Genomic DNA, 16,190 nt, shown 5'->3' on the forward strand with positions numbered 1-16,190 from the left:
CTGGCTGTCGACCAAACACTACCCGAACGTGAGTGCGAAAGGTGCTGCCGCTCGTTGAATTGCTCCCACTACATTAGGCGCCTGCTCCCGATACTGGGGGTAGCGCTCTAGCACCCCTTCAACAGCCGTAAGCAGGTGCTGAATTCGCTCCTGAGGTCGCTCGACCTCGCATGTCTGCGCGAACTCCAATAGCCCCTGGCGTGAAGCAAACAGTGATTTGTTACCCGCCAGATCCAGCGCCAGAACATCCTCCGGGATGTAGGCCGTTGTGTTGACGATGTCATAAGCCGGCGCCAGTCGCGCGTCGCGTTGGGTCGGCTCGGAATAGAGCAAGCCATAATTTTTCAAATGCGCATCACCATTTCCGACAATACAACTCAACGCGACGCTATCGAATAGCTGGTCCAATGACGATCTGATGTGCACCGCCGGGCAAAATACTCGGACTGCCTTGGCAATCGCTGCGTAGCTTTTGCTGTACTTTTGATCGGCTGAAAGCCCCATCAGCGCCGCCATGTCCTCGAATCCAATCGGGTTGAGCTGATCGTCACGATCTAATCGACGCATGACAAAGAGCTTGGCGTTTTCCGAAAGGTAAAACGGCGGGACGGGGATGCCCGCCTCCTTGGCCATCGACATACAGAGGAACTCGTTGATTGCCAGCCCGGGAAACTCATCACGGCCACTTTTAATAATCAAGTCAGAGGTTTTGGAGGTGACGCGTGGCAAGTCAACTCCTTGATATTCAGGAACCATGACTTTGGGCTGAACACCTGAAATGCCTGCCCGCAGAATGTAGCGATCCAGCAGGTCGGCAAAAATATCTTCCGTGCCGTCCCACGTCAGAATCTCTTCGAGATTTTCCCCGGCAAATCTCTGCTCCCCCAGCAGCGCATCAACTGCTTTTGAGCGCACGTGAACCCGACCAATGGGTGCACTGCTACCGGAAAGCGCGAGCAACAGAAACGGATCAACATTGGTTGTTTTAGCCAGGCGATTACGCAACTGCTCCAGCACATACCCTTCCGGCAAGTTCATCTGGAAAACAGGATGCAGATCCCGCCGACGGAAATCGTCTAGTCGCACAGGCATCGACAAGCTGATCGCACTTTCGGAGCGCGCATCGTCGTCGTAGCGGAACACAAAATCTGCTGCACTGGCGAAGACCCTCCCGCTATTGCCTTCGGGAGTACTGACGTTCAGCGAGGTCATTTTCATTAGAACATGTCCCCCAGTTCTTCTAGAGTGGGCATGCGGGCTGGAACCACCTCGAACTCACAATCCAGCGCACCCAACACCCGGGCAAACGCGAGCATGCTCACCGACAATGTACCCTTCTCTACAGCAATGACTTTCTGCCGTGTCAAACCGGCGAGTTGAGCGACCTGTGCCTGAGTCAAGCCGCGATTGATGCGCTTTTCGCGTATCTGTTCGCCGAGACGATCTACAAGAAGAGCGTAATCCATGTTCAATATCCGTAACATTTGTCAATAAATGTACCGCATACATAACATTCGCGCGACCTAAAGATTTTATCCTGGGTAACGCCCTATTTCCTGCCCTGACATTCCTGTGACGGGTCAACAGGCGCATGCGACCGACCATTTGCCCGAGCAATCAAACACCGCCCTTGCAGCCACACCCGGCCGATCTATATGATAAGTATTATCATTTGTGATATTTACTCATCCGGCGCTATCAGATCATGTCCTCACCCTCTCAAACCGGCTTTTGCGACGTGGCCGTGCTGTATCGACAACAGCACAGTTGGTTGCAGAACTGGTTACGGCGCCGGCTCAACTGTTCGCAAAGTGCAGCTGACCTGGCACAGGACACCTTCATGCGACTGCTGGCCAAAGAGCAGGTACCGGAGTTGCATGCGCCACGCACGTTTCTGGCGAAGGTGGCACAAAGCGTTTTATCCAATCATTACCGCCGGCAAAAACTTGAACGCGCTTATCTTGAAGCACTGGCAGCCATGCCAGAGCTCACCGCACCCAGTCTTGAAACGCAGGCCATCCTGCTGGAAACCCTGATCGCCCTCGATGCCGCACTGGAATGCCTTGAGCGCCCGGTTCGCGAAGCTTTTCTGTGGTCGCAGGTGGATGGGCTGAGCCATGGCGAAATCGCTGATCGGCTCGCCATTTCCATCACCACCGTCAAGCGCTACATCGTCAAAGCAGGCGCCCTGTGCATCATGTTCGATGACAGCCTGGATTTGCAGTGAAGCCGCCCATCCCCGGCGACGTCGCCGAACAAGCGATGCACTGGCATCTGGAACTGCAGGAACGCGACGTCAGCGAAGACACCCTGGCTGCTTGGATGAACTGGCGCCAGGCACACCCCGTTCACGAGCACGCATGGCAGCGTGCCGAAGCATTCTCTCAACGCATGAGCGATATCCGCTCCCCGAACCAGCGCCCGCTGGCCCACGCCGCCCTTCGCCCGACGATGTCTCGGCGCACGGCGATCAAGCAACTCGGTGTATTGATGGCTGCAGGCGCGGGAGCCTGGAGCATGAAGGACGCCGCGCTCCTGCAGGACTTGACCGCCGACTACCACAGTCGAATCGGCGAGCAACTACGTATCGCGCTCGCGGACAACACACACGTACAGCTCAACACCGACAGTGCGATCAACGTGGTGTTCGAACGAGAAGTACGACGCATCAAGCTGCTGCGCGGGGAGATATTGATCACCCGGGACAAGATTGCCGACGGCCGTCCCCTGTCGATAGAAACTGCCGAAGGTCGTCTCGATGTGGCGCTGGCACGGTTCAGCGTCCGGCAGCGCTCGGGCATTACACAGGTCAGCGTTTATCAGGGCTCGCTGGTCATTAATCCGTCGGCGCAACGCCAACTGGCAATGACTTTACAGGCAGGCGAACAGCTCAGCTTCAACGCCCAGGGCCTGATTACCCGTCAAGCCGTGGCACTCACGCCTCCCGCCTGGAGCCAGGGCATGCTGGTTGCCCAGGGGCAGCCACTCCAAGACTTCCTCGGTGAACTGAGCCGCTACCGGCGCGGGCATCTGGCCTGTGATCCGAGCCTGGCCGACGTACGCGTATCAGGCACATTTCCCCTGGCCAACACCGAGCGGATCATTTTCGCCGTCGCCGACACCCTGCAACTCGACGTTCAGCAGTTCACCCGCTATTGGGTCACGCTGAAACCACGGCTGACCTGACACCACTTTTTTTTTGCGATTGGGTGGTCCGTTTTCGAATCTCGCGAGACTTAAACCCCAGACACTTATATTCAATGGGGAACAACTCGTGGACTTCACCGCTCGCAACGGCCAGCTCTGGCACTTATCCCTCAAGCAAAAACTGGCCGGCGCCGTGGTTCAAGGTATCGCCTGCATGACGGCAACCACATCATTGATGATCGCCCCGAACTGGGCGCAGGCCGCCGAACAAACGTTGCAGTCGTTCGATATTCCAGCCGGGCCATTGGCACCTGCCCTGACGCGCTTTGGTCAAACGGCGCACATCCTGCTGTCCTACTCCACCCCGTTGACCGAAGGCCAGACAACACCAGGGCTCAACGGCCAGTACGACGTGGACCAAGGCCTGGCGATGCTCCTGGCGGGCACTGGCCTGGAAGCCAGCCGTGGCGCCAACGGCAACTATTCGCTGGTGGCCAGTTCCGGCGATGCGTTGCAGCTGAGCGCGGTGTCCATTTCCGGCAAGGCGCCGGGGTCGACCACCGAAGGCACCGGCCTGTACACCACCTACTCGTCCAGCAGTTCGACCCGGCTCAACCTCACCCCGCGTGAAACCCCGCAGTCGTTGACGGTGATGACTCGCCAACGTCTGGATGACCAGAACCTGACAACCCTGACCGACGCCATGGATGCCACCTCAGGCATCACCGTCGTTCGTGACGGCCTCGGTGCGGAGACTGACACCTACTATTCCCGCGGCTTCGTTATCCAGAACTACGAGATCGACGGCGTGCCCACCAACACGCGTCTGGACAACTACACCCAGAGCATGGCGATGTACGACCGCGTCGAGATCATTCGCGGCGCCACCGGCCTGATCAGCGGCATGGGCAACCCCTCGGCGACCATCAATCTGATTCGCAAGCGCCCGACCGCCGAGGCCCGGGCCAGCATCACCGGTGAAGCCGGTAACTGGGATCGCTACGGCAGCGGCTTCGACGTGTCCGGCCCCCTGACCGAAAGCGGCAACGTGCGTGGGCGCCTGGTGGCGGACTACAAGACCCAGGATGCCTGGATCGACCGCTTCAACCTGCAATCGCAACTGCTCTACGGCATCAGCGAATTCGACCTGAGCGAAGACACCCTGCTGACCATGGGCTTCAGCTACCAGCGCACCGACGTCGACTCGCCGCTGCGCACGGGCTTGCCCTCGCGCTTCAGCACCGGCGAACGCACCGACCTCAAGCGCTCGATCAACGGGGCGCCGGACTGGTCCTATAACGATCACGAACAGACCACGTTCTTCACCTCCATCGAGCAGCAATTCGCCAACGGCTGGAGCGGCAAGATCGAGTACACCCACGCGGAAAACAAATTCGATGAAGCCTTCAACTATGTGATGGGCGATCTCAACAAGGACGGCAGCGGCACTTCACAATTGCCCGTGCGGTTCTCCGGTACGCCAAGGCAGGACAACCTCGACCTGTACGTCACCGGCCCGTTCGGACTGTTTGGTCGCGAGCATGAGTTGATCGGCGGGATGACCCTTTCCAAATACAAGGAAAGTGTTCCGGGCTGGGGCGGCTGGCAATACGACTACGCCTCTTCTGCGGGAGGCGCCATCGACAACCTGTTCACCTGGGACGGCAACTCACCCAAGCCCGACTTCATCGAAAGTGGCAAATCGTCCATGGACGAAACCCAATACGCGGCCTACCTGACCTCACGTTTCAGCGTGACCGACGACCTGAGCCTGATCCTCGGCAGCCGACTGATCGACTGGAAACGCGACACCACGGACCGCCCTTATGGCGCACCCGAAACCGAGGTCAATCGTGAAGAGAACGGCGTGTTCATTCCTTACGCCGGCGTGGTTTACGACCTCAACGACACCTGGTCGGTGTACGCCAGCTACACCAGCATTTTCAGCCCGCAAGCCTCGTGGGTCACAAACGAAGACAACAAACCCCTCGACCCGATGGAAGGCAAGGGCTACGAGATCGGCCTGAAAGGCACGCACCTTGACGGCAAGCTGAACTCCAGCGTTGCGCTTTTCAAACTGGAGCAGGACAACCTGGCGATCTGGCAACACGACAACGTGTACAGCTCCGAGCAGGACACCACGTCCAAAGGCATCGAGCTGGAGCTCAACGGTGAACTGGCTGAAGGCTGGCAAGCGTCTGCAGGCTATGCCTACTCGGTGACCACCGACGCGGACGACGCCCGCATCAGCACCATGATGCCCCGCAACAGCGTCAAGACGTTCACCAGCTATCGCCTGCACGGCCCGCTGGACAAGCTGACCCTCGGCGGTGGCGTCAACTGGCAGAGCAAAACCGGCAACGACTTGCACACCTTTACCCAAGGCAGCTACGCGATTACCAACTTGCTGGCGCGCTATGACATCACCCGTAACCTGACGGCGTCGGTGAACGTGAACAACGTGTTTGACCGCGAGTACTACAGCTCCCCAGCCCTGTCGGCCAACTACGGCGCACCGCGCAATATCATGACCAGTTTCAAGTACGACTTCTGATAGCGGCCAACGGGAATGAGCGAGCGCATTGTGCAAACGGTGCGCCGTGCAGATGAATTTTTCTTCACCCCATCGCGCCTCGTCAAACGGTACATTGCCCTCGCTCATTCAAGAAACTACGGTTTGCCCGCCCTCCCGCGGGCTTTTTTTTGCCTGGAGAAAACCAGCTTGTCATTTGAGTTTTACAACCGCTTAGGCAATTCTGGGGCACCCCTCACTTGCGGAGCGCTCCATGTCACTGCTGACCCTCCCCTGCCAACGCCTGACGCTGGCGGTGCTAAGCCCCGACCAGGCAGACCTGGAAAGCGACTTCTACCAACGCAACCAAAAACACCTTGCACCCTGGTCGCCAATTCGTCCGACGGACTATCACTGCGCTGAAAAAACCCGCGGACGGCTTGAAATTCAGGCCAGCGCGTTCAAAGCCGGCCTGGCGGTGCATTTCGCTGTACTGAACAACGACGGCAACCAAATGATCGGGGCCTGCAACTTCAGCAGTATCGTGCGTGGCGCTTTTCAGGCCTGCTACCTGGGTTACCACATCGACGTATCACACGAAGGCCAGGGCCTGATGCGCGAAGCCTTGGTCAGGGCTATCGATTACATGTTTGATGAACAAAACCTGCACCGGATCATGGCCAACTACATCCCCGGCAACGAGCGCAGTGCGCAACTGCTGGAGCGCCTGGGCTTTGAACGAGAGGGATACGCCAAGGCTTTTTTAAGCATCGCCGGGCGTTGGCAAGATCACGTGCTGACCGCGTTGGTCAATCAGCGTTTTGAAACACCGGATCAGCGCTGGACGCGACGTCTCGCCTGAGCATTACCGGCTTGTTCGACGAAGCCTTCTTGCGCAACACATCTCTACCGTGGAAGTGCGCCTGCTTGCGATAACGCATGACCAGCAGAGTGCACGGATGCGTGCTCCACCGGCAGCTCCAAGCGTGCTCTCCCGTAAAACGCCAGCGCCGTCAGCAAACACGCCAGCCACACAAAGATCCCGGCCCAGAATGTGTGGGACATGTAGTGCCAGCCCTGCAGGACACGTGTGGTGCCGTAGACGAAGCCCAGCGCCAGCGAGCCGTACATCAGCGCTTTGGAATAGCGCCAGCGATAGCGACGCGCGACGAAGTACAGCGCCAGCATGGTAAAGCCACCCGAGGCATGTCCGCCCGGCCAGCAGCGCCCGTCACCCGCGACTTTCAGCAAGTCGAAATTCTGATACCACTCCTTGTGCTCGATCTTCCCACCGTACTGCGTCGTTTCAATGGGGCAGTACACGCTGGTGTGACCCTTGAGGTAGTGGATCACGCCGGTACTGATGGAGAACGCGAACACCACATACAGAAAGTCCCGACGGTGTCTGGTGGCAAACCGCAGCACCGGGCCAACGTTGATCTTCTCCAGGAACGCGATGATTTTCGAATGCTTCTCAGCCTTCAGGCGCGGCCATAAAAACGACAGCAAGGCACCGATGATGGCAATTTCGCCGGTCCAGTTCGGAATGATGCGCGCCCACTTGTGGGTGATTTTTTCGAACCAGTGCACATGGTCCAGCGGGAATGTCTGCGTGACCGGGTCATAGAAAAGATCGTTGAAGGCGATGTCGATTCGGGTCAGGTCGAACAGCAGGAACACCACGACGGCGAGCGCCAGCGGAATACCGAAATTGAAGCCATAGAAGCGCATGGATTTGCTCATTGAGTGGACACCGATTGCCAATCCGACGCTTCAACGAAACCGAGCATGCGCGGAGCTTTGAACGCTTCTGCCGTGATGAACAAAGACGCGCCATAACCGAGTGTCGAGGCCGGAAGTTTGAGGTCTTTTTCCAGTTGCGACATGCATTCACTGTGGGTAACCAGAATGAGATTTCGACCCGGCACTTTGTGCTTCAGCGCATCGCGCAGCATGGTGCCCCGGCAATTGATCAGCCAGTCTTCGCCCACGCCCACTTTATTGAACATGTACCCGGCCGTTTGCGCCGTGCGCAGCAACGGGCTGTTGTAGACATCGGCTTTTTCCAGCCCCAACTGCTCGAACCGCGCCCCAACGCTCACTGCGACGCTGCGGGAGCGATCAGTAATGCCGTCGAAACCATTCAGGCACACGGCGCTGGAGTGATCGCAGCGTTCGACGTGGCGCACCAGCACGATCATGTCGCCTTTGGCCCACCCGTCGACCAATGTCCGGGCGCCCGCGACGTTACCGTGGGACAGGTCCGGCGCGGCAGCCGGCGCCAACAGCCATATCGTCAACGGGATGACCAGCAGCGCCGAGGCCAGCACTACGGCGGTGTTTCGATAACGGCTCAGCCAGCCCACATCAATCGAGCGTTTTATCCCGAACAGACTCAGTCTTAATTCCACATCAAGCCGCCCCGTCGGCATGCACCACTTTCATTCGATGCCGCGAGGGTAGAGAGGGCCGCGTCGGCGGGGAGTGAAACGGTTGTGAAAAAAAGCTTAAAGATCGGCTGCGATCTTTTGATCTTCAGTTACCCAACGTGCGGCCGATACACACCTGCTACCCATTTTTGCTGGCTCTCAAAAACAACAATCTTCCAGCCAACCGACGATCAAGACAGACAACGTTCCTGGAGGAATTTGATGAATAGCTGGTTCGGTAACATCAGCGTCAACCTGAAACTGGGCCTGGGTTTTGGCCTGGTCCTGGCGCTGACCTGCGTCCTCGCTCTGACCGGCTGGACCAGCCTTGGCGGGCTGATTGACCGCAGCAACTGGATGAGCGATATCACCCAACTCAACGCCGGCCTGACCAAGCTGCGTGTGGTTCGCCTGCAGTACATGCTGACCAACGGCGACGAAACCGCCGCACAGAATGTACAAACCACGCTTGATGCGTTTTCCGCCCAGCAACAAGCGCTGCTGGCGAAATTCAAGAGCCCGGAAAACCTCAAGTTGCTCAGGGAGCAAGGCGCCGAGATCGATGCCTATAAGACGTCCCTGAACAAAATGCGCAGCGCCTACCGCACCGGCAACAGCGCCCGCGACGCCATGGGCGCCAACGCTGAAACCGCCAACACGCTGATCAACACCCTTTACACCCACGTGCAGCAAACGCCGCTGAGCGATCAGCGCTTCGAACAATTCCTGGCCATCACTGCCGCCAAGGAAGCGTTCCTGCTGGCTCGTTACGAAGTGCGCGGCTACACCGCGACCACCAATGCCGAGACCGAACAAAAAGCCGTCAACCAACTGGACGCGGCGATTGCCAGCCTGAAATCGCTGAATGTGCATTTTGCCGACACCCAACTCGACGCCTTGCGTCAGCTGGAGACCGCGCTGGGCAACTACCGCAGCTCTTTGCTGGCCTATAAAAATGCCAGCAACGATGCCGTGCAGGCGCGCAAGGAAATGACCGACCAGGGCGCCGCCATCGTGTCCCTGAGCGATCAGCTGTATCAGATCCAGCTTGACCGCCGCGACATCGAAAGCGCACAAGCCCGCACCCTGCAACTGATCAGCACCTTGCTGGCGTTGCTGGTGGGCGTCATTGCTGCAGTGCTCATCACCCGCCAGATCACCGGTCCGCTGCGGGACACCCTGGCCGTGGTAGAGCGCATCGCCAGCGGCGACCTCTCCCAGGACGTCAAGGTCACGCGCCGGGACGAACTCGGTGTGTTACAGCAAGGCATCGCACGGATGGGCGTGACCCTGCGCGACTTGATCAGCGGTATCCGCGATGGCGTCACGCAGATCGCCAGCGCCGCTGAAGAATTGTCCGCCGTGACCGAACAAACCAGCGCCGGTGTAAACAGCCAGAAAATCGAGACCGATCAGGTGGCCACGGCCATGCACGAAATGACCGCCACGGTGCAGGAAGTCGCGCGCAATGCTGAACAAGCCTCCCAGGCGGCAGCGGCTGCTGACGGCGAAGCGCGTGAAGGCGACAAGGTGGTCAGTGAAGCCATTGCACAGATCGAACGCCTGGCCACCGAAGTGGCGCGCTCCACTGAAGCGATGAGTGTGCTGCAGCAAGAGAGCGACAAGATCGGCAGTGTCATGGACGTGATCAAGGCCGTCGCCGAACAGACCAACCTGCTGGCCCTCAACGCCGCCATCGAAGCCGCCCGCGCCGGTGAAGCCGGTCGTGGTTTCGCCGTGGTGGCCGACGAAGTGCGGGGCCTGGCCCAACGCACACAGAAATCCACCGAGGAAATCGAAGGCCTGGTCGCCGGTTTGCAGAACGGTACCCAGCAAGTGTCGACGGTGATGCACAACAGCCGCACCCTGACCGACAGCAGCGTCGCACTGACGCGCAAGGCCGGCCTGTCACTGGAGAACATCACCCGTACGGTGTCGAATATCCAGTCGATGAACCAGCAGATCGCCGCGGCTGCCGAACAGCAAAGCGCCGTCGCCGAAGAGATCAGCCGCAGCATCGTCAACGTGCGCGACGTCTCCGAACAGACCGCCGCCGCCAGCGATGAAACGGCAAAGTCGAGCGTTGAACTGGCGCGTTTGGGTGGTCAGTTGCAACAGATGGTGAGCCACTTCCGCGTCTAATTTTCATCAACGTGTGAAATCAGCGGCATGCCCGCAAAATTCAACACGTCATGTAGGAGCTGCCGCAGGCTGCGATCTTTTGATTCTCGCTTTGAACAATCAAAAGCAAGGTCAAAAGATCGCAGCCTGCGGCAGCTCCTACAGGGATCGCGTTCACTCACAAATCACATGTCGAAGCGGCGCTGCGTGTGAGTGCGTTTAAACGGACGGCATTAACCTTCAGGCATCCCACGGATTGATCACTTCGACTCCGGAAAACTCGAAGTCCCGCACATTACGCGTGGCAATCGAAGCGCCATGACTCAGGCAAATGGCGGCAATTTGCGCATCAGCCATGGCCGCCGTTCGACGCTTTGCTTCGGCGCCTGCGGCCAGCGTCGCGTATTCGACGGCAGCATGAGCATCAAACGGCAATATCCTTCCCGCGAAGTCCTCTTCAAACATTGCCATCGCATGAGACTCAAGCTTCTGTTTGCGCTTGCCGGACGGCAGACGCGCAATGCCGTGAAGAATCTCAGCCACCGTGATGGCGCTGATCGCCAGTTCCATCGTCGGTTGCGCATCGACCCAATCCAGAACCTTTGCATCGGGTTCAACGCGCATGAACTCAGATAGAACATTGGTATCGAGCACTATCATTCAGAGAAGTCCACCGCAGCAGCCTTTTCTGATCGCTCTGGCAGCTCGAGGTCCAATCCACCGACAGCGCTGAATCTGTTGCGGATCCGGCTTCCAAGTCCACCGGAGCGATCAACAGTTGCCAAGGCCCGGCCAAGAATCAGGCGAGCCTCTTCTTCCATGGAATGTCCGTTATGCGCCGCCGTGATACGCAATTGCTCCTTGAGCGCCTCATCAAGGTTTCGAATGGTGATGCTGGCCATAACGCCTCCTGCAATCAATGAAATCATTGATTGCAGGCTAGCACACCCTCTCTTGCCAATATCGGACAATCTCCCGAACGGCCAGTCTGCTTTTAGCGAGTCCCGCGCTGGCGCAACGCCGACGGCATGAAATACGCGTCCTCCGGAATCGGCTGGGCGAAATCCACGGTGGCGGGTTCTTCGTTATCCAGGTTCTGCACGTAGTAGCGGCGCGCCTGCAAGTCGTGGAACACGTCCAGTGCACTCCAGGTGGTCGGCAGGTCGTAGAAGTTTTTCAGGTAACCCATCGACACCCGCCACAACTCCCCTCGTCCGTCGTATTGATCCACCAGGGCAGCGCCCCAGCTGTCTTCGTCCAGAAACAACACACGCTTGGAATAAATGTGCCGCGAGCCGGGCTTGAGCGTGCCTTCGACCACCCAGACCCGATGCAGCTCGTAACGGGTGTATTTCGGGTTGAGATGGCCGGGTGTCAGCAATTCCGCGTATTTCACATCAGGACTGCCGACCTTGTAACTGTTGTAGGGAATGTAGATCTCTTGTTTGCCCTTGAGCTTCCAGTCGTAGCGATCCGGCGAGCCGTTGAACAGGTCGGTATCGTCGGCGGTACGCAGGCCGTCGGACGAGGCGATTGGCGTGTCATACGCGAGGTTCGGCGCACGGCGCACCCGGCGTTGGCCGGCGTCGTAGATCCAGGCCTGACGCGGGTCCTTGAGCTGGTCCAGGGTCTCATGGATCAGCGCCGCACCACCGGCAAGACGGGCCGGGCTCTTAACAAAGGCCAGGTAGTAAAAGAGGATGTTTTTCAGGTCCGCAAATTGCCCGCCCGGACGGTAGTAGTTGAACAGCGCTTCCTGCTGCGAGGTCACCAACGCGAAGCTGCCATTGCGCTGCACCGGTGCTTCGGACGCGCGGCGGACCACGTAGATGCCGCGATAGCGGGTGATGTGGTTCCACAGTGCTTCAACCCCATCCTTGGGCACCGGAAACGGCACGCCGCCATAGGCATCGGCAAAACCGGTGCCGCCGTCGAGCAGCTTCGCCGACGTAGCATTCTTGAACGTGTTGTCGTACAGCCACTGCGGCGCCGAGCCCGAACGGCGAGAGGGGTAGATCGGCATCTGGAAGGTGTCGGGGTAACTGTTGAACAGCGCAATCTGGCCAGCGCTGAGATGGGCTTTGTATTGCTCCAGGTTGGCCTTGGTGATGGTGAACAACGGCTTGTCTGTCGCATACGGATCAAGGTGATGCTTGCCAGGCGTATAGCCCTTGGGCGCCTGGGTAATGCCACCGTCCCACGCCGGAATGGTGCCGGCCGCGTTGCCCACGCGTTCGGCGCCCAGCGGGGTCAGCGTGGTTTTCAGTTGCTGCGCTTCCTGGGGCGTAATCGCCGCCAGCGCGCTGCCGGCCGCCAGACTCAGGACCAGTGACAGTGTGGTTTTAATCAGTCGTGACGTAGGAAACATGAACGTTCTCCGAAATGGAAACCTGTGGGAGCGAGCCTTTGTGGTGAGGGGATTTATCGGAATGCCGCACCACCCCGTCGGGTCGCGTAGCGGCCCCAAACTCCGTAATGCATCAGATGTTTGCGACTGCTCCGCAGCCGAACGGGGATAAATCCCCTCGCCACACAAGACCGCTCCCACACTTGTTTTGCGTGCAGCCGTTACAGGAAGTACTTGAGGTTGAAGCCGACGTTGTCTCGGTCGCGAATACCGTTGTTCTGGCCACCGCCGTAGAACTCGGTGTACTGCAGCTCGGCTTCCAGCTTGTTCTGGTAGTTGGCCTTGATCCCGAGGGTGTAAGCCTTGCGCCCCTCGATGGTGTTGCCCGCCTGATAACTGTTGCCCTTGAAGTCGTCCTTGTAGACGACATACGGAGAGACGTTGACCCCGGCGTACACATCGTTCCAGGTGCCGTTGACCATCGCGGTATAGCTGTAGGAATCGCGGTTGACCTGATCGCCACGATCACCGCCGGACACGTAGGAATAGTTACCGGTGCCCGCGTAGTAACGAGTGCTGCCGTCATACGCGGTGTAATGCAGGCTGCTGCCGCGCAGGTGCTCGGACGCCAGTTCGAACACTCCGAACATCGAGTCGAACGACAGGCCCGGGCCGAAGTTGTAGATGGTGCCCAGGGAGGTGTTGAACGCCTCGACCCGCTCCGCGTTGTTGATCTGGCTATCGAGCGTGACCATCTGCCCGCCAATGTTGATGGTCTGCCCACCAGCCGCTGCAGCAGCGCCATTGGCCAGGTCGCCGATCAGGTCATTGGTTGCCGCGACACCGATAGGCAGGTTCGGCCGATAAGCCACTTCACCGAACACCGACGCCTGACCCACCGTGGTGTTGAAGCTGAAGCCATACATGCGAATGTCTTCGGCATAGCGGCGATGCGCCTGAATATTGCCCAGCACATCCGCCGTCGCCAGACCGTTGGCGAGTTGCCCGGCCTGACTGCCGGCGACACCGGACAACAGGTTGGTCAGGGCGGCCATGTCGATCCCCTGATAACCGCCCAGATCGGCGGAGATGGTCGGTTCCTTGGCGTGGTAATTGACCATGTACAGACCGAACTCGGTGCTGTTGAGTGCTTCCGCGATGTAGCGAAAGGCAAAGCCGAACTGGCCGTCGTTGCGGGCGTTGTAGTCCTTGCCCACCGAGGCGACCTTGAGGGTATTGCCGAAGGACGGGGTCACGCCGTTGGCGTACAGGCCAGTCGTGCTCAGGGCCTGGTTAAGCAATGGGTTGTTGCCCAATGCGGTGTACAGATCGATCACATTGCCGAAGCCCGGTACCGGTGTGTCCAGCGCGGTGCCGGTGAAGTTGTTGTAAGCGGTGTTGCCGCCATCGGCGAACAAGTCGGTCTGGGAATAGAACGTGCCGACCGGATCGATGCGTGTCTCCTTCCAGTTGGTCTGGTAAAAACTTTCCACCGTCAGGGAATCGGTCAGGCCGATGTTGAAGCTGAGCGCTTCCACCGGTATCAGCACTTCCTTGACCTCGGCGCCCGGCAAGCGGTACTTGGCGGCGTCCACCGGGTTCGTGGTGTTGATCCCGCCGCGGTAGAAAATGCCCTCGCCCCAGTTGAACACCTGGCGCCCGACCCGCGCCGTGACCGGCATCGACGCTACGTCCCAATTGCCATAAAGGTAGGCGTCGAGCATCTCAATCCGGTTACCGGCGATGTCGCGGGTCTGGTCGGTGAAATGGTTGTCCTGCGGGTAACTCTGGCTCGGCTGCGAAGGGCTGTTGTTGCGGTAATAATCGTTGCGCTTATCCATCAGCTGGGTGTCGTAAAACGCCGTGCCACGCATGAACAACCCGTAGTTCTGGTAGTTGGCCTCCAGCTCCGACGTGATCTTGTACACCTCGGAAACCAGCCCGGTATCGAAGTTGCGATTGCCGTCGTTGGTGTTGACGTCATCATTGGTCTTGTCCCGCCCCTGCACCCGCCACAAGCGCCCGTAAGACAAGGTACTGTCGAACGAGCCGGTGACCTGCTGGTCCAGCACGCTGAACTCCACCGCCTGCACTCCTTCGACCGTGCACAATTGCAGCAGTCCTGCCAGGCCCACGCCGGGTATTGCCGCGCCGGACAGGCGCAGTCGAGTCCTCATCATCTTTCTCCCTTCCCTGATCTTGTTTTTGTTTGCCTGGACAACGACGCCGCAACGACTACGGCACCAGTCCCGCGCTGACGTAAATCCGGCTGTGCGCACCGAAATGCCCGAGTAACCTGAACAGCTGCTGATTGAGAGCCGGATGGTTGTAGTCTTCGCGCTGGACCTGATTGCCGGCGCTGAAATCGGTGGTGACCGGCGCTGTTTCCAGCCACTGCCCAATGGCCTCATCAAACGCAGCGGACTGTTCAGCGGACTGTGCGCTGACCACCTCGCGCAAGTAATCCACCGAGTAAGGCGGGTAACTGGCGTCCTCTGTGAGATTGACGTAGGCCTCCAGCATCGGGTGTGCCTGACCGGCCCGCAGCAAACGACGGAGCCAGGCGGACTGATACTTTTCCACTTCCATATGGCGGGTGGCGACGCGCTCGATGGCCGCGTGTTTGTCGCTGTCAAAACCCGCCAGGGCTTTGCCTTCCATCAACAGCATGCTGGCGAGCTCTACGCCTGGCAGCGGTTTGGCGTGATACGGCTGGGTCAGGTCCTGAATGTGGTGCAGGCCCCAGCCGAGAAAGCGATAACCCCAATACGGATGACCCGTGGCGAACGCCAGGCGCGCCAGGCCCATGTACTGATAGGCACGCCAGTCCGGCCAGCTGCGCTGCAGGAAATCGGCGGCGGCGTACACCACCGGGTTCTCATGGAAAAAGCCCATGTGGAAGGGCGCCTGAGAACTGTATTGAAAACGCGGATCACCGAAAGGCTGTGGGCCGAAGCCATACCGCCCGGCGACCTCACCGGGGTTATCACTGAACAGGTTGATGTCGTGACCGTAATCCGGCTCGTCGGCGGCACTGGCCAGCACCGCCAGGGCCGATACTTTTTCGCCGTGTGCCACGCGGATAAAACGCTGGCGATTCCAGGGCGAGAGGGTCTGCTCGACCATCACCTGCTCGGCTTTCAGGTGTTCGCGTTCTGGCAAATCCTTGCCCGGCATCGGCTGAATGACCATGGCCAGATGAATCTGCGGGTTGATGCGCAGGGCGTTGAGGAATGCCTGTTGCAGATGGTCCCCTGGCACGGCGGGCAGCTTGAGGCTGTCGGGGCGTGGCGGGTATTGAGCGAAGTGCTGACGGGCGAAGCGCTCCTGTTCTTCCAGCAACTCGGCTACCGCGCCGTATTGTTGAGCGAGAAACTGTTCCAGGGTTTCAACGTCCACCTGGGGTGCTTCGCGCAAAGCGGGCAGGTCTTGCAAGGCCAGGTAGCTGCCCACCGTGTGATTGGACCAACCCCAAGCCGCCGGAGCCGTTCCACACAGCAGTAGCAGGAAAAATGTCAGCTTCATCGCTTTTAATTCTTATTGGATGTGCAGTGGGTTGAGCCTAACAACCGCCCCCACCCCTGACACTGTCCAATCTCGCCAAAAAAACTCTCCGATAGCGCCACGCCCTAAG

Annotated in this window: 14 protein-coding genes and 1 pseudogene; 6 read left to right on the forward strand and 9 right to left on the reverse strand. The window is 59.0% G+C overall.

From position 1 onward, the window contains the following. Nucleotides 1-18: 18 nt before the first annotated feature. Both AC3ZVB_RS12135 and AC3ZVB_RS12140 read right to left on the reverse strand, forming a co-directional pair. Nucleotides 19-1,218 (reverse strand): type II toxin-antitoxin system HipA family toxin, encoded by a 1,200-nt coding sequence (locus AC3ZVB_RS12135; RefSeq protein ID WP_490146624.1) that lies wholly within the window; start codon nt 1,216-1,218, stop codon nt 19-21. Continuing rightward, nucleotides 1,218-1,466 carry a helix-turn-helix transcriptional regulator gene (locus AC3ZVB_RS12140; RefSeq protein ID WP_162437879.1) on the reverse strand — a complete coding sequence of 83 codons (249 nt, stop codon included), beginning with the start codon at nt 1,464-1,466 and terminating at the stop codon, nt 1,218-1,220. Before AC3ZVB_RS12140 ends, AC3ZVB_RS12135 begins: the two co-directional genes overlap by 1 nt. Before the next feature lie 239 nt (nt 1,467-1,705). Between AC3ZVB_RS12140 and AC3ZVB_RS12145 the strand changes: the two genes are divergently transcribed. The 4 genes from AC3ZVB_RS12145 (at nt 1,706) to rimJ (ending at nt 6,521) form a co-directional block, all read left to right on the forward strand. Then, nucleotides 1,706-2,227, forward strand: a complete 522-nt coding sequence (locus AC3ZVB_RS12145; protein WP_162437878.1) for a sigma-70 family RNA polymerase sigma factor — start codon at nt 1,706-1,708, stop codon at nt 2,225-2,227. Beyond that, entirely contained in the window at nt 2,224-3,186 is a 963-nt protein-coding gene (locus AC3ZVB_RS12150) for a FecR domain-containing protein (RefSeq protein WP_490146625.1), read from the forward strand. The genes AC3ZVB_RS12145 and AC3ZVB_RS12150 overlap by 4 nt, the downstream gene beginning before the upstream one ends. A gap of 175 nt (nt 3,187-3,361) precedes the next feature. Next, a complete protein-coding gene (locus tag AC3ZVB_RS12155; protein WP_490146656.1) occupies nt 3,362-5,701 on the forward strand; it encodes a TonB-dependent siderophore receptor in 2,340 nt (779 codons plus the stop codon). A 232-nt stretch (nt 5,702-5,933) separates the two neighbouring features. Next, nucleotides 5,934-6,521, forward strand: coding sequence for a ribosomal protein S5-alanine N-acetyltransferase (gene rimJ / locus AC3ZVB_RS12160; protein ID WP_162437877.1), 588 nt, complete (start codon nt 5,934-5,936; stop codon nt 6,519-6,521). A gap of 44 nt (nt 6,522-6,565) precedes the next feature. Here rimJ and AC3ZVB_RS12165 read toward each other — a convergent pair whose 3' ends face one another. Beyond that, a complete protein-coding gene (locus tag AC3ZVB_RS12165; RefSeq protein ID WP_247266903.1) occupies nt 6,566-7,402 on the reverse strand; it encodes a phosphatase PAP2 family protein in 837 nt (278 codons plus the stop codon). Continuing rightward, a complete protein-coding gene (pmrG, locus tag AC3ZVB_RS12170; RefSeq protein WP_490146626.1) occupies nt 7,399-8,070 on the reverse strand; it encodes a lipopolysaccharide core heptose(II)-phosphate phosphatase PmrG in 672 nt (223 codons plus the stop codon). Before pmrG ends, AC3ZVB_RS12165 begins: the two co-directional genes overlap by 4 nt. A gap of 375 nt (nt 8,071-8,445) precedes the next feature. On the opposite strand from pmrG, the pseudogene AC3ZVB_RS12175 reads away from it, so the two are divergent. Beyond that, nucleotides 8,446-9,372 (forward strand): annotated as a pseudogene (locus AC3ZVB_RS12175) (methyl-accepting chemotaxis protein); the annotation flags it as partial. Next, a complete protein-coding gene (locus AC3ZVB_RS12180; RefSeq protein ID WP_490146657.1) occupies nt 9,367-10,230 on the forward strand; it encodes a methyl-accepting chemotaxis protein in 864 nt (287 codons plus the stop codon). The pseudogene AC3ZVB_RS12175 and the gene AC3ZVB_RS12180, both read left to right, overlap by 6 nt. A gap of 219 nt (nt 10,231-10,449) precedes the next feature. On the opposite strand, the gene AC3ZVB_RS12185 is transcribed toward AC3ZVB_RS12180, so the two are convergent. The 5 genes from AC3ZVB_RS12185 to AC3ZVB_RS12205 all read right to left on the reverse strand — a co-directional run bounded on the left by AC3ZVB_RS12185 (nt 10,450) and on the right by AC3ZVB_RS12205 (nt 16,081). Continuing rightward, the gene (locus tag AC3ZVB_RS12185) at nt 10,450-10,869 is read right to left on the reverse strand and encodes a type II toxin-antitoxin system VapC family toxin (protein ID WP_490146627.1); all 420 of its coding nucleotides are present in this window, start codon (nt 10,867-10,869) and stop codon (nt 10,450-10,452) included. Next, complete coding sequence (locus tag AC3ZVB_RS12190; protein WP_490146628.1) at nt 10,866-11,111, reverse strand: FitA-like ribbon-helix-helix domain-containing protein; 246 nt, start codon at nt 11,109-11,111, stop codon at nt 10,866-10,868. Before AC3ZVB_RS12190 ends, AC3ZVB_RS12185 begins: the two co-directional genes overlap by 4 nt. 92 nt (nt 11,112-11,203) lie before the next feature. Then, a complete protein-coding gene (locus AC3ZVB_RS12195; protein ID WP_490146629.1) occupies nt 11,204-12,577 on the reverse strand; it encodes a DUF1329 domain-containing protein in 1,374 nt (457 codons plus the stop codon). A 200-nt stretch (nt 12,578-12,777) separates the two neighbouring features. Beyond that, complete coding sequence (locus tag AC3ZVB_RS12200; RefSeq protein WP_490146630.1) at nt 12,778-14,736, reverse strand: DUF1302 domain-containing protein; 1,959 nt, start codon at nt 14,734-14,736, stop codon at nt 12,778-12,780. Nucleotides 14,737-14,791: 55 nt separating this feature from the next. After that, nucleotides 14,792-16,081, reverse strand: coding sequence for a phospholipase (locus AC3ZVB_RS12205; protein WP_490146631.1), 1,290 nt, complete (start codon nt 16,079-16,081; stop codon nt 14,792-14,794). Between the last annotated feature and the right edge of the window lie 109 nt (nt 16,082-16,190).

The sequence above is a fragment of the Pseudomonas sp. MDV22-iso1 genome (genome assembly GCF_058145095.1).